This is a genomic window from Janthinobacterium sp. PAMC25594 (assembly GCF_019443505.1).
In the GTDB taxonomy this organism is placed as follows: domain Bacteria; phylum Pseudomonadota; class Gammaproteobacteria; order Burkholderiales; family Burkholderiaceae_D; genus Janthinobacterium.
Genome location: NZ_CP080377.1, coordinates 4,995,954 through 5,022,671 on the forward strand (window position 1 = coordinate 4,995,954; position 26,718 = coordinate 5,022,671).

At 65.2% G+C, this 26,718-nt stretch carries 25 protein-coding genes; 23 read left to right on the forward strand and 2 right to left on the reverse strand.

Annotated elements, in window-relative coordinates:
* Window positions 1-317: 317 nt before the first annotated feature.
* Window positions 318-2,852, forward strand: a complete 2,535-nt coding sequence (locus KY494_RS22430; protein WP_219888287.1) for an EAL domain-containing protein — start codon at window positions 318-320, stop codon at window positions 2,850-2,852.
* On the opposite strand, the gene KY494_RS22435 is transcribed toward KY494_RS22430, so the two are convergent.
* A complete protein-coding gene (locus tag KY494_RS22435; RefSeq protein WP_219888288.1) occupies window positions 2,849-3,811 on the reverse strand; it encodes an endonuclease/exonuclease/phosphatase family protein in 963 nt (320 codons plus the stop codon). The genes KY494_RS22430 and KY494_RS22435 overlap by 4 nt on opposite strands.
* A gap of 37 nt (window positions 3,812-3,848) precedes the next feature.
* On the opposite strand from KY494_RS22435, the gene ybaK reads away from it, so the two are divergent.
* From ybaK to eutC, 21 genes are all read left to right on the forward strand, one after another.
* Complete coding sequence (gene ybaK / locus KY494_RS22440) at window positions 3,849-4,340, forward strand: Cys-tRNA(Pro) deacylase (protein WP_219888289.1); 492 nt, start codon at window positions 3,849-3,851, stop codon at window positions 4,338-4,340.
* Between the two features lie 97 nt (window positions 4,341-4,437).
* The gene (gene plsY, locus KY494_RS22445; RefSeq protein WP_242428268.1) at window positions 4,438-5,082 is read left to right on the forward strand and encodes a glycerol-3-phosphate 1-O-acyltransferase PlsY; all 645 of its coding nucleotides are present in this window, start codon (window positions 4,438-4,440) and stop codon (window positions 5,080-5,082) included.
* Between the two features lie 90 nt (window positions 5,083-5,172).
* Entirely contained in the window at window positions 5,173-5,844 is a 672-nt protein-coding gene (locus KY494_RS22450) for a DsbA family oxidoreductase (RefSeq protein WP_219888290.1), read from the forward strand.
* Between the two features lie 70 nt (window positions 5,845-5,914).
* A complete protein-coding gene (locus tag KY494_RS22455; RefSeq protein WP_219132839.1) occupies window positions 5,915-6,205 on the forward strand; it encodes a DUF427 domain-containing protein in 291 nt (96 codons plus the stop codon).
* Window positions 6,206-6,242: 37 nt separating this feature from the next.
* Window positions 6,243-7,208, forward strand: a complete 966-nt coding sequence (locus KY494_RS22460; RefSeq protein WP_219888291.1) for a DUF2157 domain-containing protein — start codon at window positions 6,243-6,245, stop codon at window positions 7,206-7,208.
* Window positions 7,205-8,866 (forward strand): GDYXXLXY domain-containing protein, encoded by a 1,662-nt coding sequence (locus KY494_RS22465; RefSeq protein ID WP_219888292.1) that lies wholly within the window; start codon window positions 7,205-7,207, stop codon window positions 8,864-8,866. The genes KY494_RS22460 and KY494_RS22465 overlap by 4 nt, the downstream gene beginning before the upstream one ends.
* Window positions 8,867-8,968: 102 nt before the next feature.
* The gene (locus KY494_RS22470) at window positions 8,969-10,201 is read left to right on the forward strand and encodes a metal-dependent hydrolase (protein ID WP_219888293.1); all 1,233 of its coding nucleotides are present in this window, start codon (window positions 8,969-8,971) and stop codon (window positions 10,199-10,201) included.
* 110 nt (window positions 10,202-10,311) lie between these two features.
* Window positions 10,312-12,063 (forward strand): cation:proton antiporter, encoded by a 1,752-nt coding sequence (locus tag KY494_RS22475; RefSeq protein ID WP_219132843.1) that lies wholly within the window; start codon window positions 10,312-10,314, stop codon window positions 12,061-12,063.
* Between the two features lie 92 nt (window positions 12,064-12,155).
* Complete coding sequence (locus tag KY494_RS22480; protein WP_219132844.1) at window positions 12,156-13,064, forward strand: ion transporter; 909 nt, start codon at window positions 12,156-12,158, stop codon at window positions 13,062-13,064.
* Window positions 13,065-13,121: 57 nt separating this feature from the next.
* Window positions 13,122-14,102 carry a 3-oxoacyl-[acyl-carrier-protein] synthase III C-terminal domain-containing protein gene (locus KY494_RS22485; RefSeq protein ID WP_219132845.1) on the forward strand — a complete coding sequence of 327 codons (981 nt, stop codon included), beginning with the start codon at window positions 13,122-13,124 and terminating at the stop codon, window positions 14,100-14,102.
* Window positions 14,103-14,112: 10 nt separating this feature from the next.
* Window positions 14,113-15,150 carry an NAD(P)-dependent oxidoreductase gene (locus KY494_RS22490; RefSeq protein WP_219888294.1) on the forward strand — a complete coding sequence of 346 codons (1,038 nt, stop codon included), beginning with the start codon at window positions 14,113-14,115 and terminating at the stop codon, window positions 15,148-15,150.
* Window positions 15,143-15,973 (forward strand): MBL fold metallo-hydrolase, encoded by an 831-nt coding sequence (locus KY494_RS22495; RefSeq protein WP_219888295.1) that lies wholly within the window; start codon window positions 15,143-15,145, stop codon window positions 15,971-15,973. The genes KY494_RS22490 and KY494_RS22495 overlap by 8 nt, the downstream gene beginning before the upstream one ends.
* Window positions 15,970-17,265: a F390 synthetase-related protein gene (locus KY494_RS22500; protein WP_219888296.1), complete on the forward strand. Its 1,296-nt coding sequence runs from the start codon at window positions 15,970-15,972 to the stop codon at window positions 17,263-17,265. The genes KY494_RS22495 and KY494_RS22500 overlap by 4 nt, the downstream gene beginning before the upstream one ends.
* 11 nt (window positions 17,266-17,276) lie before the next feature.
* Window positions 17,277-17,900 carry a phosphatase PAP2 family protein gene (locus tag KY494_RS22505; protein ID WP_258194367.1) on the forward strand — a complete coding sequence of 208 codons (624 nt, stop codon included), beginning with the start codon at window positions 17,277-17,279 and terminating at the stop codon, window positions 17,898-17,900.
* Window positions 17,897-19,012 (forward strand): sterol desaturase family protein, encoded by a 1,116-nt coding sequence (locus KY494_RS22510; protein ID WP_219888298.1) that lies wholly within the window; start codon window positions 17,897-17,899, stop codon window positions 19,010-19,012. The genes KY494_RS22505 and KY494_RS22510 overlap by 4 nt, the downstream gene beginning before the upstream one ends.
* The gene (locus tag KY494_RS22515; RefSeq protein WP_258194369.1) at window positions 19,009-20,124 is read left to right on the forward strand and encodes an acyl-CoA desaturase; all 1,116 of its coding nucleotides are present in this window, start codon (window positions 19,009-19,011) and stop codon (window positions 20,122-20,124) included. The genes KY494_RS22510 and KY494_RS22515 overlap by 4 nt, the downstream gene beginning before the upstream one ends.
* 67 nt (window positions 20,125-20,191) lie before the next feature.
* Window positions 20,192-20,746: a GbsR/MarR family transcriptional regulator gene (locus KY494_RS22520; protein WP_219888300.1), complete on the forward strand. Its 555-nt coding sequence runs from the start codon at window positions 20,192-20,194 to the stop codon at window positions 20,744-20,746.
* Window positions 20,743-21,387 carry a DUF4166 domain-containing protein gene (locus KY494_RS22525; RefSeq protein ID WP_219888301.1) on the forward strand — a complete coding sequence of 215 codons (645 nt, stop codon included), beginning with the start codon at window positions 20,743-20,745 and terminating at the stop codon, window positions 21,385-21,387. Before KY494_RS22520 ends, KY494_RS22525 begins: the two co-directional genes overlap by 4 nt.
* The gene (locus KY494_RS22530) at window positions 21,384-22,847 is read left to right on the forward strand and encodes a TIGR01777 family oxidoreductase (protein ID WP_219888302.1); all 1,464 of its coding nucleotides are present in this window, start codon (window positions 21,384-21,386) and stop codon (window positions 22,845-22,847) included. The genes KY494_RS22525 and KY494_RS22530 overlap by 4 nt, the downstream gene beginning before the upstream one ends.
* A 36-nt stretch (window positions 22,848-22,883) precedes the next feature.
* On the forward strand, window positions 22,884-24,272 hold the full coding sequence (locus KY494_RS22535; protein ID WP_219888303.1) for an ethanolamine ammonia-lyase subunit EutB: 1,389 nt from the start codon (window positions 22,884-22,886) through the stop codon (window positions 24,270-24,272).
* 9 nt (window positions 24,273-24,281) lie between these two features.
* On the forward strand, window positions 24,282-25,055 hold the full coding sequence (gene eutC / locus KY494_RS22540) for an ethanolamine ammonia-lyase subunit EutC (protein WP_219888304.1): 774 nt from the start codon (window positions 24,282-24,284) through the stop codon (window positions 25,053-25,055).
* On the opposite strand, the gene tsaD is transcribed toward eutC, so the two are convergent.
* Window positions 25,056-26,096: a tRNA (adenosine(37)-N6)-threonylcarbamoyltransferase complex transferase subunit TsaD gene (gene tsaD, locus KY494_RS22545; protein ID WP_219888305.1), complete on the reverse strand. Its 1,041-nt coding sequence runs from the start codon at window positions 26,094-26,096 to the stop codon at window positions 25,056-25,058.
* Between the two features lie 209 nt (window positions 26,097-26,305).
* Here tsaD and KY494_RS22550 point away from each other — a divergent pair, with 209 nt between their 5' ends.
* Window positions 26,306-26,713, forward strand: a complete 408-nt coding sequence (locus KY494_RS22550) for a nitrite reductase (NAD(P)H) small subunit (RefSeq protein WP_219888306.1) — start codon at window positions 26,306-26,308, stop codon at window positions 26,711-26,713.
* Window positions 26,714-26,718: the final 5 nt, after the last annotated feature.

The following is a 26,718-nucleotide window of genomic DNA, read 5'->3' on the forward strand; positions in this document are numbered from 1 at the left end:
AATTCGGGTAGCGCATCGCCGTGGCGGCCGCAGGCAGCACGCCTGCCGCTGCGGCCGTTCACGGCGATACGCATGTTGCCACTTTAGGAAGATTCAAGTCCGGCCGCCATCGCCATGCGACAGATTGCACAAAATCGGGGCTGGAATGCAAAAAACGGCGACCGGAGACCACAGTAAGGATGCCCGCCGCGCACGTCACGATGCTTGCGCCTCCTCAAGAAGCCGATTCGCCGGCGCGCAAGAATGGTCGGGATGGTTGCGCCACCGGACAGGCCACACGCCCGCCGGTTGCCGCGCGGCCGCGCCACGGGGGCCTGATGTCTGATCGGATTGTCGGAGCCGCGCCGTCGCCGGGCCGTTTGCTTGCCGCTGCCGAACCGCAGGCGGGGCCGGCCGGCAAGGCCTTGGACTTGCTGTCCATCATTGTTGCCGCCGTCGAACAGGCGCCTGGCCTGGCCGTGCGTGGCATCGACCGCGACGGCATCGTGCGCTACTGGAGCGCTGGCGCGGCGCGCCTGTACGGCGTGGCGGCCGAGCTGGCGCTGGGCCAGCCGTGGGCCAGGGTGGCCGCTTCGCTGCCGGATGCCGCCAGCCTGGCCGAGGATGTCGCCGGCGAACTGGCCGCCGTGTGGGAGAGCGGCAAGGCGCGCGGCATGCGCCTGTGGAAGCTGGACGCCGACGGCGCCGCGCCGCGCTGCATCTGTTCCACCGTGTTTCCCGTCATGCAGTCCGGACGTGTGCGGCAAGTGGTGTGCATCGATGTCGACATCACGGCCAGCGGCCAGGATGGCGCCGCGCAGGGTGCCTTGCTGCTGATGGGCGACAATTTCCGCCAGCTGTACGACAAGTCCGCCGACGCCATCGTATTGCTGCGCGACGAGTACATCGCCGAAGCGAATCCGGCCGCCATTACCCTGTTTCAATGTGAAGACCGGCCACGGCTGCTGGGGCGCCGCCTCAGCGACTTTTCGCCGCTGCGCCAGCCCGATGGCGAATTGTCGTCGTTGCGCGGCACGCAGCTGGCGGCACAGGCCCACGCCGACGGCAACTGCCGCTACGACTGGCGCTATCAGACGTGCGCGGGCCAGCTGTTCTGGGGCGAAGTGCTGCTCACTTCCGTCACGCTCGACCACACCTATCTGTTTTACGCCGTGATCCGCGATATTTCCTCGCGCAAACTGGCCGAGCGGGCCCTGTATTTGTCGGTACAGGTCATCGAGCATGCCAGTGTGGCCATCGTCGTGATGGACCCGCAGCAGCGCGTCGTCAGCATGAATCCCGCGTACAGCGAAATCAGCGGCTACAGCCTGGACGACATGCTGGGCAAGCCTTTCGTCCAGCACGGCGTGGAGCCGGACGCGCCGGCGTTTTTTGACCACGTGTGGGACGAAGTCGAGGCCAACGGCTATTGGCAAGGCGATATCACGGGCCAGCGCAAGGCGGGCGGGCGCTACCCGGCCTGGCTGTCGCTGACGGCCATCCGCGACAGCCAGGGGCAATTGAGCAATTACCTGGCCATCCTCAACGATATCAGCGAGCGCAAGAAAAACGAGGAGCACACGCGCCACCTGGCCGAGCACGATTTCCTGACCGACTTGCCGAACCGGGTGCTGCTGCTGGACCGGCTGTCGCTGGCGCTGGCGACCGCGCGGCGCAAGCTGAGCATGCTGGCCATCCTGTACCTGGACCTCGATCATTTCAAGCACATCAATGACAGCATGGGCCACCATGTGGGCGATTTGCTGCTCAAGGAAGTGGCGCGGCGCCTGGTGCGCTGCGTGCGCGGCGTCGACACGGTCAGCCGGCATGGCGGCGACGAGTTCGTCATCATCCTGGCCGAGGTGGGCGGCATCGACCAGGTGGCCCATGTGGCGTCGAGTCTGCTGCATGCCGTCACGCAGCCCTATCAGCTGGGCGAATACGAACTGCAGGTATCGACCTCGATCGGCGTGGCCATCTTTCCCAGCGATGGCGACAGCATCGAGGCCCTCGTGCACAACGCCGATATCGCCATGTACCATGCCAAGGAAGGCGGGCGTAACAATTTCCAGTTTTTCAATGCCGAGATGAATGCGCAAATCATCGAGCGGGCCAGCCTGGAGCAGGGCTTGCGCGCCGCGCTGGGTCGCGATGAATTCGTGCTGGAGTTCCAGCCCGCGCTCGATGTTGCTAGCGGGCAAATCGTCGGCGCCGAAGCGCTGTTGCGCTGGCGCCACCCGCAACTGGGCGTGCTGCCGCCCGAGCGCTTCATCGCCGTGGCCGAGGAGTGCGGCTTGATGGTGTCGATTGGCAACTGGGTGCTGCAGCAAGCTTGCCGACGCGCGCGCGCCTGGCACGATGCGGGCCAGGCCTGGCGCGTGGCCGTGAACCTGTCGCCGGCGCAATGCCTGCACAATAATTTATTGCTCAGCGTGCAAGAGGCGCTGGCCGTGTCGGGTTTGCCCGCCGCCTGCCTGGAACTGGAAGTGACGGAGTCATTGCTGATGAAGGGCGGCGCGCGCCTGGCCGGCGTGCTGGCGCAGCTGCGCGCGCTGGGCGTCAGGCTGGCCATCGACGATTTCGGCACCGGCTATTCGCGCCTGGCCAATCTGCGCCATTACCCGGTGGATAAACTCAAGATCGACCCATCCTTCCTGCCCGCCGCGGCGGATGGCACGGCAGGCGAAGCCGACACGATGGTCGCCGCCACCATCATCGCCATGGCGCGCGAGCTGCAATTGACGGTGATTGCCGAAGGCGTGGAAACGGCGCAGCAACTGGCGTATCTGCGGGCACAGGGCTGCCAGCAATACCAGGGGCGCTATGCCAGCGCGCAAGTCGCGGGCAGTGTTCTGGCGAAGTTATTGAACTAGGTAATGTTTCCCAGCAGCTTGATGCGCGCCAGCACCTGGCCATGGTCGGACGCATATGGCAGGCCCAGCAGCAAATGGTCGTTGAGATAAGTCACGTCCTGCAGCACGCCGATGGCGCGCGGCGAGGCGGGATGAAAATGTTCGGATACGAGGATATGGTCGATCGTCATGTAGGCGCTGTCGTGGATGTTCGTGTAGCCCGCGTGGCGCGCCGCATCCTGGCGCAGGGCGATGGCGTTGGCGTCATACAGGCGTTCTCGCATTTCCATGCCTGGTTCGCACGGTGCGCCCGCGCCCATGACGATGGACGTGGTGACGGCATTGGCGATGTCGTTGAAGTCGCCCAGCACGATGCGGGGACGGCTGCTGTGGCACAGTTCGCTTGCCAGCACGCGCAGGGCCACCGCTTCCGCGCCGCGCCGCTGCAGCGAGCGCAGGTTGGCCAGTGCGTAGGCGATGGCATCGTTGCCGTCGCCGTGGCGGTAGTCGGGCCGGCGCGATTTCAAGTGCACCACGACCACGTCGGTGAGTTGTCCTCCCGGAAAGATGACCTGCACGTGCAGCGGTGCGCGGGCGAAGCGGCAGACATTGTCATCGGCGGACACGCTCACGCCGGCCGGGAAATTCGTCCAGGCAACTCCGGCGCCGGCCAGCGGCAGGCGCGACACGAGCGCCACCGTGGGCAGCATGCGTCCGGCGGCGTCCATCGCATCGTGTCCGGCCAGGGCGGCTGCGCGGTAATGGCGCGTGCGCGACAGCACGTCGCGCAGGGCCGCTTGCGAGAAAATTTCCTGGAAACCGATCACGTCGGCGTCGAGCAGGTCGATCTGCCGCGCCGTCCATTCCGCCTTGGCCTCGTATTGCGCCGGGCTCAACGGTTCCAGGTTGTCATACAATTTCGCCCCGGCGGGGGCAAGGTTGCAGACATTGAATGTGGCAAAGCGGATTTCTTGCTGCATAATTAGCACTCCTCACTGAACGATCAGCGTATCACGCATGGCTAAAAAAGAGCATATTTCCGAAACCCAGGCGACGCAGCTGCTGCGCAAGCATCACGTTTCCTTTGAAGAACACCCGTATCCGTATGAAGAACACGGCGGCACCAGCGTCTCGGCGCGCGAGCTGGGGGTGCCCGAGCACGCGGTGATCAAGACCCTGGTGATGCAGGACGAGGCGGCCAAGCCGCTGATCGTGCTCATGCATGGCGATTGCAAGGTGTCGACCAAGAATTTGGCGCGTGGCATCGGCTGCAAGTCCGTCGAGCCGTGCAAGCCCGAAGTGGCGCAGCGCCATTCCGGCTACATGATCGGCGGCACCTCGCCGTTCGGCACGAAGAAGGCCATGCCCGTGTACGTGGAGCAATCCATCCTGGCGCTCGAACGCATCTATATCAATGGCGGGCGGCGCGGTTTTCTCGTCTCGCTGGCGCCGCAGGTGCTCATTGATTTGCTCAAGGCCAAGCCGGTGCAGTGCGCGCTGCAGGATTAAGGAAATCGTCCAAAGCCTGTTGCGGGGCATGGAGCATGGTGTATATTCTGCTGCGCCAGCCTCGACGCTGGTGCAATAAACATAATAAAGGGAAGAAATGAATCCAGTAATCACAACCGTGGCAATGACAGTGGCCGCTTACTTGCTCGGCTCGATATCGTTTGCCGTGGTGATGAGCAAGGTCTACGGCATTGCCGATCCGCGCACCTATGGCTCGAAAAATCCGGGCGCCACCAACGTGCTGCGCAGCGGCAACAAGGGCGCGGCCGTCATGACGCTGCTGGGCGATGGCGCCAAGGGCTGGCTGGCCGTGTTCCTGGCCGACCATTTTGCCAGCGCCCTGGGCGTGGGCGACACGGCCGTGGCGCTGGTGGCCATCGCCGTCTTCCTCGGCCATCTGTGGCCCGTGTTCTTCCGCTTTGTCGGCGGCAAGGGCGTGGCCACGGCCCTGGGCGTATTGCTGGGGATTAATCCCTGGCTGGGCCTGGCGACCCTGGCCACCTGGCTGATCATCGCCTACGCGTTTCGCTATTCCTCGCTGGCAGCGCTGGTGGCGGCCCTGTTCGCGCCGTTTTACTATGGCTTGCTGTTCGGCGTCGATCCGATCTTGCTGGCTGTCATCGTCATGAGCGTGCTGCTGGCTTACCGCCACAGCCAGAACATCGCGAACTTGCTCTCTGGCAAGGAAAGCAAGATCGGCGGCAAGAAGGATGGGGCCAAGGCGCCCGTGAAGAAAAAGTAGGCGCTTGATTTCCCGCGGCCCGCACGCATATGCTGTGCTTGCGGCGCCGCGCGGTGCGGCCGCCACCGACTCGCGCAAAGGCTGCCCACCATGACTGTCCCCACCTCCTCCGCCACACCCGTTCCCCTCCGTATCGACTTCGTTTCCGACGTTTCCTGCCCCTGGTGCGTGATCGGCCTGAAATCGCTGGAGCAAGCCTTGGACAAGCTGGACGGCACCGTCCAGGCCGAGATCCACTTCCAGCCCTTCGAGCTGAACGCCAATATGCCGGTCGAAGGCGAGGATATCGGCGAACACATCGCCCGCAAATACGGTTCCACCCCGGAACAGATGGCGCAGTCGCGCGAAGCGATCCGCGCGCGCGGCGAGCAGCTGGGCTTTACTTTCGCCATGGACAAGCGCGGCCGCATCTACAACACGTTCGATGCGCACCGGCTGCTGCATTGGGCCGGGATCGAAGGACGCCAGAAGGCACTCAAGATGGCGCTGTTCGATGCCTACTTCACGCAGGGCCAGAATCCGTCCTCGCACGAGGTGCTGCTGAAAGTCGCGGGCGACGTCGGTCTCGATACCGCGAAAGCGGCCGAGGTATTGGCCTCCGATGCCTATGCGGACGAAGTGCGCGCGCAGGAGCGGTTCTACCAGCAGAACGGCATCAACTCGGTGCCTGCCGTCATCATCAACGAGCGCCACCTGATTTCCGGCGGCCAGCCTCCTGAAGTGTTTGAGCAAGCCTTGCGCCAGATCATCAGCGGCGCTTAAGCCAGGCGCCAATGGCGCGCGCCATGGCAGACTTTTTGCGCTACACTCGGCGCAGAAGGAGGATAGTCAAATGCCAACAGCCAGCTGGAATGGCGCCGTCATCGCGCAAGCGACCGATGCGCAGGTGCAAGTCGTTGAAAACAATATATATTTTCCTTTGTCCAAGGTGACGCAGGAGTACCTGCGTCCCAGCAGTCACACCAGCATCTGCCCGTGGAAGGGCACGGCCAGCTATTACGATGTCGTCGTCGATGGCCAGACGAATGCCAACGCCGCCTGGTATTACCCCCAGCCCAAGGATGCCGCCAAGCAAATTGCCGGCCACGTCGCCTTCTGGCGCGGCGTGAGCGTCGAGCGCTGACCTGACTCCCCCTATTTCCTGACAAAGAAAGCAGACGATGGATTTACGCCTCGCCGTGTACCAACTCGCCTCGGCCCATGCGCTCGATGCCCAACAAACCCGGCAGTTGCAGGAAGTGGCCGGCTTCCAGCGCGAACCGGCGCGCCTGGCCTACTGGCTGCCGCGCGGCGTGGCCGTGCTGGGCGCCGCCTTGTTGGGCATGGGCCTGATCTGCTGGGTCGCCGCCAACTGGGAAGACCTGGGTCGCATGGGCCGCTTTGCCCTGCTGCAAGGCGTGTTGGCCGCCGCCTGCGTGGGCGCCTTCGCCGTACCCAAGGCGCGCATACCGCTGTTGCTGATGGCCTTGCTGGCCATCGGCGGCCTGTTCGCGTATTTCGGCCAGACCTACCAGACGGGCGCCGATCCGTGGCAGCTGTTCGCCCTGTGGGCCGCGCTGGCCTTGCCCCTGTGCCTGGTGGCGCGCAGCGACGTGCTGTGGACGCCGTGGATGCTAATTTTTTCGACGGCCGCCGCCCTGTGGATGCAGGCGCATGCGCACCACAGCTGGCGCATCAATTCGGCCGATCTGAGCATTTTCATCAGCGGTTGGCTGGCCGTGCTGCTGGCCTGTGCGTTTGTCTCGCCCCTGCTGGCGCGCTGGACGGGCGCGGGCAACTGGGCCTTGCGCCTGGGCCTGGTGCTGGCCACCATCCTCATCACGGGCACGGCTGTCAGCGCCCTGTTCGGCAGCGAGGTCGAATCGCCGTACTGGGCCGGGCTGGGCTTGCTGGCTGTCGCCGGCGTCCTGCTGGCCACGCGCCGCTACTTTGATGTGTTCGGCCTGAGTGCCGTCTCGTTGGGCGTCAACACCTTGCTGGTGTGGGGGCTGGGATACATGCTGTTCAATGGCGGTGGCAATGGCGATGGCGTCGGCAGGCTGGTGATGCTGGGCCTGGTCGCTGCCGTGCTGCTGGCGCTGACCGTGCAAGGCATTTTGTGGCGCACGCGCCAGGAGGCACCATGAGCAATATCAACACTCAGCGCGACGATGCGCTCGCCGCCCTGATCGACGACGCCACGCGCGCCGGTTTGTTGCCGCCCAACGCCAGCCGGCCCGTGCAGGATGTCCGGCCGTGGCCGCTGGTGCTGATGACGGCCTTCGGCGCCTGGCTGGCCGCCATCCCCCTGGTCCTGGCGCTGGGTGTGGGCCTGGAAAGCGTGGTGCGCCACGGTCCCGGCGCGTATATCGTGGCCGCCATCGTGCTGGTGGTGGCCGTACTGCTGATCCGCATGCGCGGCGTGGCGCTGTTTGTCGAGCAGCTGGCCGTGCCCTGCCTGCTGGTGGGCGGCAGCTTGCTCGGTTATGCCCTGTTCCGCGATTGCTCCACGCAGACGGCCTCGCTGCTGCTGTGCCTGGTATGCCTGGTGGTGGCCGCCGCCTTGCCGCGCGACTGGCTGCGCGTGCTGCTGGGACTGGTCGCCTGCGGTTTGCTGGCGCTGGGCATCATCGATAGCACGCGCGACTGGATTTTCGAGAACGATCCCACGCAACTGTATCTGGCCTGGATGCTGGCCCTGGCACTCTGGCTGGCCGCCCACTGGCTGCAGAAGCAGGCCTTCAACGATGGCCGCGGCGCACCCGTCGCCGCCTTCCTGGAGTCGCTGTCGACCGGGTGGGTATTGGCCATCTTGCTGGGACTGGTCTTCTGGTCCGGCATGACCTTCATGCTGGGCGGTGCGCTGGGTGGCGGCTTCACGGGCGAGGTGGCGCGCGAAGTGAGCCGGCACCAGGCCGGCGCCTGGTATGCACAGGCCTTGAATGGCGTCTCGCTCGTGCTGGCCACGGCCGCCGCTGCCTGGACGGGATGGCGCTGGCCGGCATTGCGCCAGTTGCCCGCCATCGGCGTGGCGCTGGTGCTGGTCGTGCTGGCGTGGTTCATGCCGGCGCTCGGTCCCGTGCTGCTGATCCTCGCGTATTGTGTGACGAGCGCGCGTTTGCGCGTGGCCGTGGCGGCCGCGCTGGCGGCGGCGTGGATCATCGGCAGCTTTTATTACCAGCTGGCCTGGCCGCTGGCCAGCAAGGCGGCGCTGCTGGCCGTGGCCGGCGCCGTGCTGTGCGCATTGTCGTGGCTGGCTACGCGCGGCGCCGTGCTGCATCTGGTGGAAAGCAAACCGGCGGGCGTGGCGGCCGAACATCGCGCCGTGCGCCTGGGCGTGCTGGGCGGCTTGCTGCTGGTGTTGCTGGTCGCCAACGGTGGCATCTGGCAAAAGGAGCAATTGATTGCCAAGGGCGAGCCTGTGTTCGTGGAACTGGCGCCCGTCGATCCCCGTTCGCTGATGCAGGGCGATTATATGCGCCTCAATTTCCAGGGCCTCGGCGTCCTGAGCACCCTGGCCAGCGTGGACAGGGCGCCGGGCCGGCCCCTCGTGGTGGCCAGGCGCGATGCGCGCGGCGTGGCAGAACTGCTGCGCCCGTACACCAAAGAGGTGCTGGCGCCCGGCGAATTCCTGCTCGAACTGACGCCGAAGGGTGGTAACTGGGTGCTGGTCAGCGATGCCTGGTTCTTCAAGGAGGGCGAGGCGGCGCGCTGGGAAAAGGCCCGCTATGGCGAGTTCCGCGTGCTGCCCGATGGTCGCGCCTTGCTGGTGGGCATGCGCGGGGAAGATTTACAGGCACTGTAACCGCTTGATTGAACAAACCCAATGGCAGAATCCGGGGTCGTACCCTGAGGGTACGACCCCAGCCTTTGCTCTTGGGGTGGCCGCATCCTGTAAAATTGCCCGATGGATAATATTACGCATTCGGTCATCGGCCTCGGGGTCGGTGAACTGCTACATCGCAGCCTGCCGCCCGAGCCGCAAGCCCCCGCCCAGCGCACCCGGCGTGCGCTGTTTCTGTTTACGGCCTGGTTTGCCAGCAATGCGCCCGACCTGGACCTGGTGCTGACCAGGCTGCTGCCGCGCCCGTTTGGCTACATGCTGCACCACCGTGGCCATACGCATACCTTGCTGCTGGCCTTGCCGCAGGCGCTGCTGTTGCTGGCCCTGCTGTGGCTGCTATGGCCCGGCGCGCGCCGGCTGCTGAAGGAAAGCGTGCCCGCCCGCATCGGCCTGGCGGCCTGTCTGCTGCTGGGATTTTGCTTGCACATGGGCATGGATTTCCTCAATTCCTATGGCTTGCACCCGTTTTATCCATTTGACAGCCGCTGGCTGTATGGCGACATGGCCTTCATTGTCGAACCCATGTTCTGGGTGCTGCTGGGCGTGCCCGTGATCATGTCCTTGCGCTACGGCATCGTCAAAGGCGTGCTGCTGGCCGCGCTGGCGGCGGCTTTGTGCTTCTTCACTTATAAAACCTACCTGGCGCCGGCTTCGCTGGCGGTTCTGCTGGGGCTGGGCGTGGTGCTGGCCGTGCTGCAAGGGCGGGCCGGCGAGCGGGGGCGGGGAGCGCTGCTGCTGGCTTTCGCGCTGGCGGCCACTTTCATCGGCACGCAGGGCGTGGCCTCGTCCATCGGCCGCGGCCGCATCGAGGCGGCCGTGCAGCGCCTGGACCCCGGCACGCGCGTGTGGGATGTGGCGATGACGGCGTTTCCCAGTAATCCATTGTGCTGGATCTATGTGTCGCTCGACAGCAAGACAGACGTGTACACCCTGCGGCGCGGCACCCTGAGCCTGCTGCCCGCCTCGCTGGCGCCCGCTGCCTGCCCGGCCGGGCTGGCCGAGACGGGCAAGCGGGAACAGCAACTGGCGCCCGGCATCGCCGTCTCCGCGCAGGCGGCAGGTAGCTTGGCCGCCTTGCGCACCTTGCAGGCGGACAATTGCTATGCCGACGCCTGGTTCCGCTTTGCCCGCATGCCCCGCTTGCATGCGGACAAGCTGACGGACGTGCGCTTCAATCCCGGCATGCTGCCCAATTTCACCACCGTGGAACTGCAGCAGTTCCGCAGCCGCCCGTGTCCCGCCTACGTGCCGGGCTGGGACCGCCCCCGTGCCGATATGCTGGCGCCGCCGAAATAGAGAACGGATGTGTTGCTCTTAGGAAAAAATATCGCGTGTGGGTCTGCTTCGCCGTGGCCCAGCATGCGACACTACCAATTCAGCAAGAATGATATTTAGTTAGGACTATTTTGGAAGAGCAACACGCCTTACCGTATTTGCGGGAAACCCTGCTGTTTCTCGCCCTGGCCGGGATTTTTATTCCGCTATTGCAACGCCTGAAAGTCAACCAGGTGCTTGGTTTCCTGGCCGTCGGCTGCCTGTTCGGCCCGTTCGGCTTCGGCCTGTGGGCCGGTGATTTCACGTGGCTGACGTATTTCTCGTTCGTGCGTGCCGAGCAAGTCAGCGGACTGGCCGAGCTGGGCGTGATGTTTTTGATGTTCATGATCGGCCTGGAACTGTCGACGGAACGGCTGTGGGCGCTGCGGCGCTGGGTATTCGGCGCGGGCGTGGGGCAGGTGGCCGTCAGCGCCTGCCTGATCGGCGGCGTCGCGTATTACTTCGGCCTGTCGCTGGAAGCGTCCATCGTGCTGGGCCTGGTGCTGTCGCTGTCGTCCACGGCCGTGGTGATGCAACTGCTGACCGACCAGCGCTCGCTGCAGACCCCAAGCGGACAGGCGGGCTTTTCCATTTTGATGTTCCAGGATCTGATGGTGGTGCCGCTGTTCATCCTGATCGACGTGTTCGCCAGCGGGCGCAGCGACGACCTGGCGTATCTGCTCAGCTTTGCGGCCGTGAAATCGGCGGGCGCCATTCTGCTGATCTATCTGCTGGGGCGCCGCGTGATCCGTCCGCTGTTCCAGTTTTTCGTCAAGAAACGCCAGCCTGACGTGTTCATGGCCCTGACCTTGCTCAGCACCCTGGGCATCGCGGGATTGACGTATCTGGCGGGCCTGTCGATGGCGCTGGGCGCCTTGCTGGCCGGCTTGCTGCTGGCGGAGACGGAATTTCGCCACGAAGTGGAAGTGACGATCGAGCCCTTCAAAGGTTTGCTGATGGGTCTGTTCTTCATGTCGGTGGGCATGCAGATCGACGTGCGCGAAATCCTCAAGTCGCCAATTTTGATCCCCTTGGCCGTGCTGAGCCTGTTTGCGCTGAAAACCCTGGTCATCAGCGTGATTTTTCGCATCGGCGGCTTTCACTGGGGGCGCGCCGTGGAAACGGGCGTGCTGCTGGGGCAGGGCGGCGAATTCGCCTTCATCGTCGTCGCGTATGCGCTGGGCACGAAATTGATCGGCCCGCAGGTGGCGCAGTTCGTCATGCTGGTGGTGGGCCTGAGCCTGTTCGCCACGCCGGCGCTGGCCAAGGCGGCGCGCGCGTTCGGCAACTGGTGGGAAAAGCGCCACCACCATCAGCTGGCCGACCTGGCGCACGGCGCGCCGCCGCCGCAGGGCAGCACCGTCATCATCGCCGGTTTTGGCCGCGTGGGGCAGTTGCTGGCCAAGGTGCTGACGGAACAGGATATCGCGTATGTGGCGATCGAGAATGATGCGCGCCTGGTGACGACCCTGCATCCGCGCGGTTTTCCCGTGTATTTCGGCGATGCGTCGCGCGCGGAACTGTTGCAAAAAGTCAATGCGGACCGGGCTGCCGCCGTGGTGCTGACCATGGACCACGCGGCCTCCGTGCTGCATGCCGTGAAATCGATCCGCCGTGAATATCCGCAGCTGCCCGTGTATGCGCGCGCCCGCGACGAGGCGCATGCGGTGGCCCTGATCCAGGCGGGCGCCACCCTGGTCGTGCCCGAGGCGCTGGAGTCGGCGCTGCAACTGACGGCCACCGTGCTGCACACGGTGGGCATCTCGGAAGCGCGCACGACGGACATCGTGCAAGCCGAACGCGACCGGCGTAATGCCGTGTTGCTGGCGAAAAAGCTGTCGTAGTGTTGTTGTAGTGAAAGCTGTAGCGCAACCGTGCGTGTCGCCGTGCTTTGTAAATTATCTATACAATAATAATATATGAGCACACTACCCACATGAAAGCCGCGACGAAGAGCGGCGCGGCACCCTTGACGCCGCAGCAATTGGCGGCACAGGAAACGCAGCAAAAATTTGGCAAGCCCGAGCGGGGCTGGCGCGAGCAAGTGTACACCGTCATTTTCGAGGCGGAAACACGCACGGGCCGCGCCTTCGACCTGTTGCTGATCGCCGCCATCCTGATCAGCGTGACGGTGGTCGTGCTCAGCAGTGTCGCCTCCATGGCCGAGCGCTATGGCACCTGGCTCACGGCGCTGGAATGGTTCTTCACCATTTTGTTTACCATCGAATATTGTGCCCGCCTGGCGTGCCTGCAGCATCCGGTGCGCTACGCCAAGAGTTTTTTCGGCGTGATCGACTTGCTGGCCATCGTGCCGACCTACATCGGCTTGCTGTTGCCGGGCGCGCACGTGCTGATCGACGTGCGCATTTTGCGCCTGCTGCGCATGTTCCGTATCCTCAAGCTCACGTCCTATGTGCATGAATACACGGTGCTGGGGCGGGCCTTGCTGGCCAGCCGGCGCAAGATCCTCATTTTCTTGTCTTTTGTCATGATGGTGGTCTTTCTGTTGGGTACTGTGATGTATGTCGTGGAAGGGCCGGATAACGGCTTTAGCAGTATTCCGACGTCGATATACTGGGCCATCAGCACCATGACCACGGTGGGTTTCGGCGATATCACGCCGCGCACCGACATCGGGCGCACCATCGCTTCGCTGATGATGCTGCTCGGCTGGGGGATCCTGGCAGTGCCTACCGGCATTATCAGTGCCGAAATGACGGTACAGCGCAGTTCCAAGCTGGTCACCACGCGTACCTGTCCCACGTGCCTGAAAGAAGGGCTCGATGACGATGCCAGTTTCTGCAAGAGTTGCGGCGTCAAGCTGCCGCCGCTGGTACTCGATTGAGCGGCCTCCATTAACCGTGTTTTTTCGCATTTAACTTACATTTACATAAAGGCAAACATGATTCCAGTTCGCCTGATCGCGACGGGCAAAGCCGTGCCCTCGCACAGCGTCACCTCCGCCAGCCTGGACCTGAAATTGGGCCATCCGGCTGGCTACACCCTGCGCAAGAGCGGCGTGCTGTCGCGCTTTGTCGCCGCGCCCGATGAATCGCAAAGCCAGCTGGGCGCCGCCGCCCTGCTCGACGCGCTGAAGAACGCCAGCCTGCGTCCGGCCGATATCGATCTGCTGATCTGCGCCTGCGGCGTGCCCGAGCAAGCGTTGCCGAACACGGCCTGCTTCGTTGCCGAACACGCGGGCTTGCCGCCCGGTACGCAAAGCTTCGACGTCAATGCCAGCTGCCTCAGTTTCATGGCCGCTTTCCGCGTGGCCGCCTCGATGCTGGCCGGCGGCGCCTACCGGCGCATCGCCATCGTTTCCTCCGACCTCGCTTCGCGCGGCGTCGACTGGAGCGAGCCGGAAGCGTCGATGATCTTTGGCGACGGCGCCGCCGCCGTCATCGTCGAGCGCGGTGACGGCAGCGCCGGCATCCGCGCCTACAAGATGGGCACGTATCCGGAAGGGCGGCGCTACTGCGAAATCCGCGGCGGCGGCACCGAGCGCAATCCGCGCAACGGCTGCGAACCGGGCGATTACCTGTTCCGCATGGATGGCAAGGCCGTGTTCCGCCTGGCCGTCAAGGTGATGCCGGATTTCCTCGCGGAACTCATGCAGGAATCGGGCGCCGGCTTGGAGAAAGTCGATGTGGTCGTGCCGCACCAGGCCAGCCCGCTGGGGCTCGCGCATGCGGCGCGCATCCTCGACGTTCCCGATGCTAAAATCATCAAGATCTTTGAAACGCACGGTAACCAGGTGGCCGCCTCCTTGCCCACCGCTCTGCACGAGGCGGTGATGACGGGGCGGGCCGTGGCAGGCCAGCGTTTGCTGATGATGGGCACGGCCGCAGGCCTGACCATCGGCGGCATGATTCTTGACCTGTGAAGGTGGTGTGATGAGGCGGATACTGGTCACGGGAGCGACGGGGGGCTTGGGGCGCAATGCCGTGCGCACCCTGCTGGCGCAGGGCGTGGAAGTGCGCGCCACGGGCCGCAACGCTGCCGTGGGCCGCGAACTGGAGCGCATGGGCGCGCAATTCGTGCCGCTCGATCTGGCACAGGCATCGCCGCGCCAGGTCGATGAGCTGGTGCGCGGTATGGACACCGTCTGGCACTGCGCCGCGCTGTCTTCGCCCTGGGGCGCCGAGCGCGACTTCATCGCCGCCAACGTCACGGCCACGGGCCAGCTGCTGCGCGCGGCCGCCAGCCAGCACGTGGCGCGCTTCGTGCACATCTCCACGCCGGCCATGTATTTCGATTACCGCAACCGCTACGACGTGCCGGAAACCTTCCGCCCCGACGCTTTCGTCAACGCCTATGCGCGCTCCAAGGCGATGGCGGAAAAGCTGGTGCAGGAGTCGGTCGACCGCCATCGCGGCATGACGTGCGTGATCCTGCGCCCGCGCGCCATCTTCGGCCCGCACGACCAGGTGCTGATCCCGCGCCTGGCGCGCGTGCTGGAACAGCGCGGCGGCAAGCTGCCGCTGCCCAACGGCGGCGCGGTCACCATCGACGTCACCTATGTCGACAACGTCGTGCATGCGATGTGGCTGGCCACCGTGCACAAGACCGTGCAGTCTGGCGCCGCCTTCAACATCACGAATGGCGAACCGGCGCGCCTGTGCGACATTTTGCGTACCTTGTTTTGCGAGCACCTGCAGCAGCCGTTCCGGATCGTCAGCGTGCCCTATCGCGTGCTGGCGCTGGCGGCGCGCCTGATGCAGTTCGCTTCGCGTTTTACGCGCCGCGAACCGTCGCTCACGCCCTACAGCATCGGCGCGCTCAGTTTCGACATGACGCTCGATAACGCCAAGGCGCGCAAGGTGCTCGGCTACCGTCCCATCGTCAGCCTGCAGGAAGGCATCGCCCTGACGGCGCAGTGGATGCGCCAGGAAGCGGCGGCGCACAAGGTGGGCAAGGAGCGCAATGGCTAGCATCACCGCGTTTCGCGTCGGCCATTGCACGCATCCCTCTTGCATGGTCTTGAAAGGCAGCGGGCTGGCCAGCCGCTGCTTCCCCTCGCGCGCCTACCTGATCGAAACGCGCGCGGGCCTGTACCTGTGGGACACCGGTTACGCCGAGCACTTCCGCGCCGCCACGTCGAAAGGCGTGTACCGCCTGTATGCGTGGGTGACGCCGATTTCGTTTGACGACAATGAATCGCTGCAGGGACAGTTGCGCGCGCAGGGCGTGGCGCCCGGCGACATCCACACCCTGCTGCTGTCGCACTTCCACGCCGACCATATCGCCGGCCTGCGCGACTTTCCCGGCGCGCGGCTGATGGCTTCCAAAACGGGCTGGGACGCCGTGCGGGGATTATCCGGCGTGGCCGCCGTGCGCCAGGCTTTCGTGCCCGAGCTGCTGCCGAATGATATTGCCGACCGCCTCGATTTCGTCGAAAGTGTGCCCGAGACGGCCTTGCCGGCAGCCCTGCTGCCATTCACGCACGGGCGCGACGTCAGCGGCACGGGCGAAATCTACATCGTCGACTTGCCCGGCCACGCGGTCGGTCATCTGGGTGCCTTCGTGCTGCAGGATGGCGGCTGGACCTTGCTGGCGTCGGACGCGGCCTGGGTGCCGGAAAGTTTTCAGCAGCTGCGCGGGCCGTCGGAACTGTCCTTCCTCATCCAGCACAAGCGCGCGCCGTATTACGCCACCCTGAAGCGGCTGCACCAGTTGCACCAGTCGGGCAATGCGCAGATCCGCATCACGCATGAAGACAGCAACGATTATTTGCCGGTGGCGGGCCACCCGTGAAGCGAATTTTCTGGCTGTTGCTGTCGTACTGGCGCACGCGCCGCCTGCGTTTCACAAGCCGCGCGCAGCTGGACGCCTACCAGCACAAGCAGCTGGCGCGTTTCATCGATGTGCTGTGCGCGCGCAGCCGCTATTTCGCTCCCTATCGCGCGCTGCCGCTGGCACAGTGGCCCACCATGAACAAGGCGCTGATGCTCGAGCATTTCGACGCCATGAACACCGAGGGCGTCACCTTGGCGCAGGCGATGGACGCGGCCATGGCGGCCGAGCATAGCCGCGACTTTACGCCCGCCGTGGGCGACATCACGGTGGGCCTGTCGTCGGGCACCTCGTCGCGGCGCGCCGTATTTACCGTCAGCCCCCGCGAAAAGGCCCAATGGGCGGGCGTGATGCTGGCCAAGGCGCTGCCTGACGGCCTGTTTTCCGGCGAAAGAGTTGCCCTGTTCCTGCGCGCGAACAGCAATCTGTACACGGCCGTGCGTTCGCCGTGGCTCACGTTTTCCTTCTACGACCTGTTCGCACCGTTCGACAGCCTGTGCGCGCAGCTGGCGCGCTATCAACCTTCCGTCATCGTCGCGCCGGCCCAGGTGCTGCGCCAGCTGGCCTTGCGCGTCATCGATGGCAGCCTGGCGCTGGCGCCTAAAAAAGTCATCTCGGTGGCCGAAGTGCTGGAAGCGCAGGACCGCGCGCTGATCGTGCAGGCGTTCGGCGCCGTGCATGAAATCTACCAGGCCACCGAGGGTTTTCTTGCCAGCAGCTGCGAACACGGTGTGCTGCACCTGAACGAGGAATACGTGCACATCGAACCGCAATGGCTCGACGCTGAAGAGCGTCGTTTCGTGCCCGTGATTACGGACTTCACGCGCATGACGCAGCCCATCGTGCGCTACCGCCTCGACGATATTTTGATCGCGCGCGCCACGCCATGCCCGTGCGGCCGCGCCACGCGCGCCATCGATGGCATCGAAGGGCGCTGCGACGACCTTCTGCTGCTACCGTCCGTGCGCGGCGGCGCCCCCGTCGCCGTGTTTGCCGACGTGCTGACGCGCGCGTTCGCGCAAGCCTTGCCGGCGGACGCCGATTACCGCCTGGTGCAGCAGGGCGACAGCGCCTTGCAGCTGCATGCGTCCCTCGACGCCGCCGGCCTGGCCGCCTTGCGCGATCACCTGGCAACGGTGCTGCGCGGCCTGGGCGTGGCCGTCGACGGCCTGGCCTGGACGGTGAGCGGCGAACTGCCTCCCTTTGACCCCACCATGAAACGGCGCCGCATCCGGCGCCTTGCGAGCGCATGAACCCTTCTTCCATGACTTTACCTTGCCGCCTGCTGCACCTGCTGGCCGGCTGGGGCAGCGTCGGCCTCGTGTATTTTTCCAGCGATGTGCTGCAAGGGCAGGGGGTACTCTTGCCGGAAACGGCGCTGGACCGCGCCATTCCCTACACGGATGCCGCCATCTGGCTGTATCTGTCCTTCTTCATCCTGATCCCGTACGCCTACCTGGCGGCCGATGCGGCGAGAGTGCGCTGGCTGGCGCGCGCCATGGCGCTTTCCGCGCTGGCTTGCGGCGTGGTCTTCCTGCTGTACCCGACCACGCTTGCGTATCCGCCCGTGGGTGACGGCAGTGCCTGGAGCACGCAGGCGCTGCGCATGCTGCAGTCGGCGGACTCCACGCAAAACTGCCTGCCCTCGCTGCACGGCGCCCTGACATTATTATGTGTGTGGGCCTTGTGCGACAAACGCCACCTGCTGCGCTCCGCACTGGTCGTGCTGCTGGGCGTGGCCATCTGCTACGCCATCATCGCGCTGCGCCGGCACGTGAGCATCGACCTGGCCGCCGGCCTGGGCGTGGGCGTGGCGGGCGGCATGTTGGCGAAAATGCAGGTATTCTGGACGGCTCGCCGCGCCATTTCCACTGAAACCGCATCATGATGAACCCCTTTGCCCTGTCTTTCCTTGTCATGCTGGCCTTCGTGCTGGCCGAACTGCTGATCCTGAAATGGGTGCGCAAGACCCCCGTGCCGTGGAAAGACGTGATTTTCAACCTCAATTCCGGCCATATCCTGATGTGGGTATTCCGCGGCGTGGAAGTGGCCGCGTTTGCCCTGCTGCTGCGCCATGTGAACCTGCACATCGTCGACCAGTGGCCCGTGGTGGCGCAATGGGTGTTCGCTTTTTTTGCCTGGGACCTGTGCTTTTACTGGATGCACCGGCTGCACCACAAAATCCCTTTGCTGTGGGCCGTGCACGTGGTGCATCACCAGGGCGAGCATTTCAACCTGTCGCTGGGCGTGCGCAATTCCTGGTATTCGTCGCTGACGAATTTCCCGTTCATCGCCATCCTGGCCGTGCTGGGCGTGCCGCTGGAAATCTTCCTCGTCGTCTCGTCGCTGCATTACACGGTGCAGTTGTATAACCACAATGCGCTGGTGAACAAGTCCGGCATCCTGGACAAGTTCATGGTCACGCCCTCGCACCACCGCGTGCACCACGGCACCGACAAGCGCTACATCAACCGCAATTTCGGTGGCACCCTGCTGCTGTGGGACAGGCTGTTCGGCAGCTTCCAGCCCGAACTCGATGGCGTGGAAATGCGCTATGGCGTGAAGGGCATGACACCCACGCATAACCCCCTGTTGGCCAGCAACGGCAAACTGTTCAAGTGGCTGCGCGCGCGCTTTCCCCACTGGCAGTCGCGCGGCACTTTCGAGGTGCCCGAACTGTTCATCGGTAGCGGCGGCGTGATTTTGTTTGGCCTGGTGATCTATTACGTCAACCACGAAGCGGCGCTGGCCGGCGCGCAGCAGGCCATCCTGTTCGCCCTGATTTTTGGCGGCACGCTGGCGCTGGGCGGCCTGTCCGATGCACGGCGCTGGGGCGCCATCGCCTGGGTCGCCATCGCGCTGGCCATGCCGGCCCTGTATCTGGGCTGGTATGGCCCCCGCGATGCGTGGGGCATGGTGTTTTTGGCCGCGCTGCTGGCGCACGGCCTCGATGGCGCGCGCCGCCTGTGGTGGCCGGCTACTGCGGGGACGCGCGCGTGACGCCTGTGCCTCCTTTGCCGCCGCTGCGCTTCCAGCCAGCCCGCGATTCGGCCTTCCGCCGCGAACTGCGCGCGCGTGCCGATGCCTACCTCGCCAGCGAGGGAAAACACCGCTTTGGCGACCTGCGCCTGCATGCGAAAGCCGTGTTCCTGGCCGTGCTGACGGTGGGGCTGTACGCGCTGGCCTTGAACGCCGACAGCACCTGGCCGTTTGTCGCCAGCTATGTCGCCTGCCTGGTCGCGGCCATGGTGCTGGCCATGAATACCCTGCACGATGCGGCCCACAGCGCCGTCTTCCGTCAGGGACGCCTGAACCGCATGCTGATCCGTCTGGTGGGCTTGCCCGTGGGCGTGGACACGGATTTCTGGACCATCCGCCACGTGCACTTCCATCACACGTATGCCAACGTGGAAGGCTATGACCTCGACACGGAACCGAATCCGTTTTTGCGCCAGACGCCGTTCCAACGCTGGTCGCCCCAGTACCGCTATCAATACCTGTACTGGCCCGTGGTGGCGGCCCTGTCGCTGCCGTATCTGAACTGGTATGGCGACTGGCTGGACCGCTTCGGCAAGACGCCCGTGGCCGCGCGCAGCCGCCTGCAGGGCTGGCGCGGCTGGCTGTCTTTCCTGGGCTGGAAGCTGGGCCACGTGGCGCTGGTGCTGGCGCTGCCCATGTGGGTGCTGCAGCAGCATGGCATCGGCTGGGGCGTGGTGCTGGGCGCGTATTTCGTGGGCCAGATGCTCGCCTCGTGCGCGCTGGTGGCGCTGATCCTCGGCACGCACTGGGCCGAAGTGGAGTTTTTCCAGCCGGGCCAGGACGGCACCCTGCCGCACGACTGGTACCAGCACACGTTTTATACGGCCTGCGACTGGACGCCGCAACCGCGGCGCCTGCGCTGGCTCGGCTACTGGCTCGGCGGCCTGAATCTGCACCTCACGCACCACCTGTTCCCCACCTGGAACCACCGCCACTACCCGGCGCTGGCGTCCATCATCGCCGAGCTGGCGCCGCGCCACGGCCTCGTCTACCGCGAACTTGGTTATGGCCAGCTGCACGCCTCGCAGCAAGCCTTCCTGCGCGCCATGGGCCAGCCGCCGGCACAGTCCTGACGAATCGCGCTTGACTGGGATTCTGTTTCGTCTTACATTTCTGTAACGACAGAAATAAGAGAAAATCATGGAACTGAGTCCGACGACGCAGAAGTACATTCTGCACTGGGGCGAGATGGGCACCCGCTGGGGCGTCAACCGCACCGTGGCGCAGATCCACGCACTGCTGTTCCTGGCCAACGAACCCTTGACGGCGGAAGACATCGCGGCCAGCCTGAACGTGGCCCGCTCGAATGTCAGCAACAGCCTGAAGGAATTGCAAAGCTGGGGCCTGGCGCGCATCACGCACGTGATGGGCGACCGGCGCGACCATTTCGTCGCCCTGCAGGATGTGTGGGAAATCTTCAGGGGCATCATGGAAGAGCGCAAGCGGCGCGAGATCGATCCCACCCTGACAGTGCTGCGCGAATGCGCGATCGAGGGCGAACACGATGCGGCGATACCGCCGGAAACGCTGGCGCGCATGGGCGAAGTGCTGGCCTTCCTGGAAATGCTCAGCGCCACCTACAGCGACTATAAAAACCTGCCGCCGGCGACCCTGCAGCGCATGCTGTCCATGGGCGGCAAGGTGGCCAAGTTCCTCAGCCCGGAAGAAAAACCAGGCAAGCGCGGCAAATCATGAACGGCCCGTCCGAAGGAGAGCTGTTCAGGAAGGTGATGGGCGCGCAGTGGCTCACCCTGCACCCGGATATCCGCCGCCGCTTCGAGAAAAATCCCGCGCCGGGCCAGCCCCTGTACTACCGGGGCGAACTCAGTGAACTCACCAGCTCGCGCCTGGGCAAGGTCCTGGGATGGCTGACGCGCCCCTTCATCGATGGCGCCTTGATCCCGTATGACGATCATGACTTCCCCGTGGATATCGAAGTCTATTCGCGTCCCGCTTGCCCCTTCATCTTCAAGCAGCGCACTTACCGCCTGCATGGCCGCGCGCCGATCCGCTTCACGTCCTACATGGCCGAAAGCGCAAAAGGCGAAGTGCTCGAATACGTGGGCATGGGCCTGGGCATGAAGCTGCTGTTGCACGTCGAGGATGGCAACCTGCACTTCACCAGCGACGGCTATTTTCTCGATCTTTTCGGCTGGCGGATGCCGCTGCCCGGCGTGCTCACGCCCGGCAAGACCTATCTGTGCCACCGCAATGACACGCCGCAGCAGTTCAACATCCGCATCGAGATCCGCCACGCCCTGTTCGGCACCACGTTTACCCAGGTCGGCGTGTTCCGCGAAAGCGCCGCGCCCGCCCTACACAAGGAGACACCATGAATACGCATCTGCTGGCCCTGCAACTGATGGCGGCGCAAGGCTGCCTGGGCGCCTTCGACACCATCTACCACCATGAAATCACGGAAGCGCTGCCGCAAAAGGCCTCGGCGCGCCTGGAGCTGACCATCCACGCCACGCGCGCGCTGATCTACAGCCTGCTGTTTGTCGGTCTGGCGGCCTGGGAATGGCATGGCGCCTGGGCCTGGGTGCTGGTGATCGTGTTTGGCGTGGAAATCGTGCTGACCCTGTGGGACTTCGTCGTCGAGGACCAGACCCGTCTCTTGCCCGCCACGGAGCGGGTCACGCACACGGTGCTGGCGATCAACGCGGGCGCCTTCATCGCGCTGCTGGCCCTGAACAGCAGCCAGTGGGCGAGCCTGCCGACGGCCCTCGTGTGGCAGCCGTATGGCTGGCTCAGCGTCTTCCTGGCCCTGTGCGGCGTGGGCGTGGGCCTGTCCGGCCTGCGCGACGCGTACGCCGTGTGGCAGCTGGGACGGCGCAAGGTGCAAGAGACGGCAGAGCAAGAAGAGCACCTGCGCTTTGCCGCCGCGCCGCAATCCGTGCTGGTGACGGGCGCCACGGGTTTCATCGGCCAGCAACTGGTCAGCGCCCTGCTGGCCGACGGCCACGCGGTGACAGTGCTGACGCGCCAGCCGAAGCAGGCCGCGTGGACCTTCGACGGCCAGGTGCGCTGCATCCAGTCCTTCGATGAATTGGCGGATGCGCGGCGCATCGACATGGTGGTCAACCTGGCCGGCGCGCGCATCGTCGGCAAGCGCTGGACGGACGCGCGCAAGGCGGCCTTGCGCCGCAGCAGGGTGGCGCTGACGCAGGAACTGGTGGCGTGGATCGCCCGCGCGCAGCACAAGCCGCGCGTGCTGCTGTCGGCGTCGGCCATCGGCTATTACGGCGTGCAGCCGCAGGGCGACGCGGCGGAATTGACGGAGGAGAGCGCGCCGCAAGCCATCTTCATGTCGCAGCTGTGCCAGGAATGGGAAGCGGCCGCGCGCCAGGCGGAGAAATTTGGCGTGCAGGTGGGCTGCATGCGCTTCGGCCTCGTCTTCGGCCACCAGGGTTCGCTGCCGCAGATGCTGCTGCCGATCCGCTTCGGCGTGGGCGGCCCGCTCGGTGGCGGCAAGCAGTGGGTCACGTGGGTGCACGTGCGCGACGTCCTCCGCGGCATCGCCCATCTGGCGCGCCGCAGCGAACAGGGAGCCGTGAATGGCGCGTACAACTTCTGCGCGCCGGAAGCGATCGAACAGCGCCGCTTTGCCCAGGTGGCGGGCGCCGTGCTGCACCGCCCCAGCGTCATGCCCACCCCAGCCTTCGTCATGCGCGCCTTGCTGGGCGAGCAGGCCGACTTGCTGGTGGAAGGTCAAAGGGTCGCCCCGCGCCGCCTGCTGGCCGACGGTTTTGTCTTCCGCTATCCGCAACTGGAAGGGGCGCTGCGCAGTTTATAAGTTGGCGTAAGATGAGGGCCTTGGAGGAACCGAACCATGCCCCGCTTCAGCCATACGATAGACAGCCATGTTTACCAGTTCGCCAGCTTGAAGGAGCTGCTGGCAAAGGCCACGCCGCTGCGTTCGGGCGACGTGCTGGCCGGTGTGGCGGCCGCCAGCGCGCGGGAACGGGTGGCGGCGCAGCTGGCGCTGGCGGAAGTGCCGCTATCGCTGTTCCTCAACGAGGCGCTGGTGCCGTATGAAGACGATGAAGTCACGCGGCTGATCATCGATAGCCATGAGCGCGCCGCGTTTTCCCCCATCGCGCACCTGTGCGTGGGCGACTTTCGCGACTGGCTGCTGGACGACGCGACGGATACGCGAGCGCTGTCCGAGGCCGCAGCCGGCATCACGCCGGAAATGGCGGCCGCCGTCTCAAAAATCATGCGCCTGCAGGACCTGGTGCTGGTGGCCCGCAAGTGCCGTGTCGTCACGGCTTTCCGCAATACCCTGGGCCTGGACGGCCGCCTGTCCACGCGATTGCAGCCGAACCACCCGACGGACGACGCCACGGGCATCGCGGCGTCGATGCTCGACGGCCTGATGCTGGGCAGCGGCGATGCCGTGATCGGCATCAATCCCGCCACCGACAATGTGGCGCAGGTGGTGTCGCTGCTGCACCTGCTCGACGCCGTCATTGACCAATATCAGATTCCCACGCAGTCGTGCGTGCTCACGCACATCACCAACACGATCGAGGCGATCCGCCGCGGCGCGCCCGTCGATCTGGTGTTCCAGTCGGTGGCGGGCACGCAGGCGGCCAATCGCAGCTTCGGCATCGACTTGTCCCTGCTGGCCGAGGGACAGGCGGCGGCCCTGTCGCTGGGGCGCGGCACGCTGGGCAACAACGTCATGTATTTCGAGACGGGCCAGGGCAGCGCCCTGTCGGCCGGCGCTCACCACGGCATGGACCAGCAAACGTGCGAGGCGCGCGCGTATGCGGTGGCGCGCGCATATCAGCCGCTGCTGGTCAATTCGGTGGTGGGTTTCATCGGCCCCGAGTACCTGTACGACGGTAAGCAGATCCTGCGCGCGGGGCTGGAAGACCATTTCTGCGCCAAGCTGCTGGGGCTGCCCATGGGCTGCGACGTGTGCTACACCAACCACGCGGAAGCGGACCAGGACGACATGGACGCCTTGCTGACCATGCTGGGCGTGGCCGGCTGCAATTTCATCATGGGCGTGCCGGGCGCGGACGACATCATGCTCGGCTACCAGAGCACCTCGTTCCACGACGCCCTGTATGCGCGCCGCGTGCTGGGTTTGCGCCCCGCGCCCGAATTCGCGGCCTGGCTGGCGCGCATGCACATCACGGATGCGCAGGGGAACCTGAACACGGCGCTGGCGCCGGCCTTCCAGGCGGCCCTGCTGCGCCTGGACGGTTAGGGAGGATACATGGACGAGAGAAAACCGTGGCAGGCGCTGCGCGCGCATACGGCGGCGCGCATCGCGCTGGGACGCTGCGGCGTGAGCGTGCCGACCAGCGCGCAGCTGGCGTTCCAGCTGGCGCACGCGCAGGCGCGCGACGCCGTGCACCTGGCGCTCGATGGCGAGGCCCTGGCGCGCGACTTGGCCGCGCAAGGGCAAGACTGCGTGCAGCTGCACAGCGCCGCCATCACGCGCGCCGAGTATCTGCAGCGCCCCGACCTGGGGCGCCGGCTCGACGACGTTTCACGCGCGCGGCTGGTGGCCGGTGCTACGGGAGTCGACCTGGCGCTGGTGGCGGCCGATGGCCTGTCGGCGCTGGCGATACAACGCCACGCGGCGCCGTTCCTGGCCGCCCTGCGCGCACGGCTGGCGCTGGAAGCCTGGACGCTGTCGCCGGTGTACGTCGTGGCGCAGGGGAGGGTGGCCATCGGCGACGCGGTGGGGGAATTGATAAAAGCGCGGGCCGTGCTGGTACTGATCGGCGAGCGGCCAGGCTTGAGTTCTCCGGACGGCCTGGGCCTGTACCTGACCTGGGCGCCGAAAGTCGGCTTGCTGGACGAGCGCCGCAACTGCATCTCGAACGTGCGCCCCGAGGGGCTGGCGTATGCGCCGGCTGCCTACCGGCTGCACTACCTGCTGTCGCAGGCATTTACCAGGCAGTTGTCGGGCGTGGACTTGAAGGATGAGACGGTGGAAGAGGGCGCGGCCCTGGCGGGCACGCGCAACTTCCTGCTGGCGTGATCAGACTTCGCGGATTTCGTCCAGCGGCCAGCGCGGGCGCACATTGAACGAGTAATCGTGTTTGGCGGCGTCCGGGTTGATCTGCAGGCGCATGGCGCCGGCAAAGGCGATCATGGCGCCGTTGTCGGTACAGAATTCCAGCTCCGGGTAATACACCTTGAAGCGTTTCTTGACGGCGGCCGCGTTGAGCGAGGCGCGCAGCTGCGCGTTGGCGCCCACGCCGCCGGCGATCACCAGGCGTTTCAATCCTGTGTGCTTGAGGGCCGCCACGCATTTGGCCGTCAGCACGTCGACGATGGCGTCGACGAAGCCGCGCGCGATGTTCGCCTTGTCCTGTTCGCAGATATTCGCGATGACTTTTTCTTCATGGTTCTTCACCACCGTCAGCACGGCCGTCTTCAAACCGGAGAAACTGAAATTGAAATCCTTCGAGTGCAGCATCGGGCGTGGCAGTTTATACGCCAGCGGGTCGCCGAATTCGGCCAGGCGCGAAATGGCGGGGCCGCCCGGATAACCGAGGCCCAGCAGCTTGGCCGACTTGTCGAACGCTTCGCCGGCCGCATCGTCGAGCGTTTCGCCCAGCATGGTGTACTGGCCCACGCCATCGACGCGCATCAGCTGCGTATGGCCGCCCGACACCAGCAGCGCGATGAACGGGAATTCCGGCGGCTCGGACGCCAGCAATGGCGACAGCAAATGGCCTTCCAGGTGGTGGATGCCCAGCACCGGCTTGTTGATGGCCAGGCCCAGGCTGCAGGCCACGGAGGAACCGACCAGCAGCGCGCCGGCGAGACCCGGACCTTGCGTGTAGGCGATGGCGTCGATCTCGGGCAGGGTGATGCCGGCCTTGGCCAGCGTTTCTTCCAGCAGCGGGATGGCGCGGCGGATATGGTCGCGCGACGCCAGTTCCGGTACTACGCCGCCATATTGCTCGTGCATGGCGACTTGCGAATAGAGGGCGTGCGACAGCAGGCCGCGTTGCGTGTCGTACAAGGCCAGGCCGGTTTCGTCACAGGAGGATTCGACGCCAAGAACAATCATGAAGGTGCTAAATAGGGAGGAGTAATCCGCCATTGTAAAGGAAAGCAGGGCACTACACCGTGCGGCCGGCGCACCATTTCGGCGGCAGTGTGCACTTGCGCAGTGCGGCGCGGGGCGGTTTTGCACGGGATTCTGGCTGCTTTGCGCCGGGAACGGCACTGGCACCGCTCTTGCTTAGACAGGCGTGTGCCTTTTTCAAGGAGCTAGCAATGCCGGAACAATGGAAAATGATTTGCCGCCTGAAGGACATGCCGCTGGCGGGCGCGCGCATGGTGCAGCGGGGACTGGCGTGGCAGGATTTGCCGGGCGTGGCGCTGTTTCGCGCGGCGGACGACACGGTGTACGCGCTGCTCGACACGGTGCCTTGCCTGGGCGGCCCGCTGGCGCACGGGGTGCTGATGGAGAAAAATCTGATGGGGCCGAAGAACAGCTGGATCATCGAGCTCGATTCGGGCCGCCTGGTGGCGCCCGTGCAGGGCCTGGCGCGCCGATACGCCGTGCGCATTCTGGACGGGCGCATCTACCTGGACGTCAATGAACTCAATATCCCGGCCAGCAAGGCCGAGCAGGCGCTGGCCGGATCGTACGCCGTGCTGCCGCATGTGCTGATGGCGTGATATGC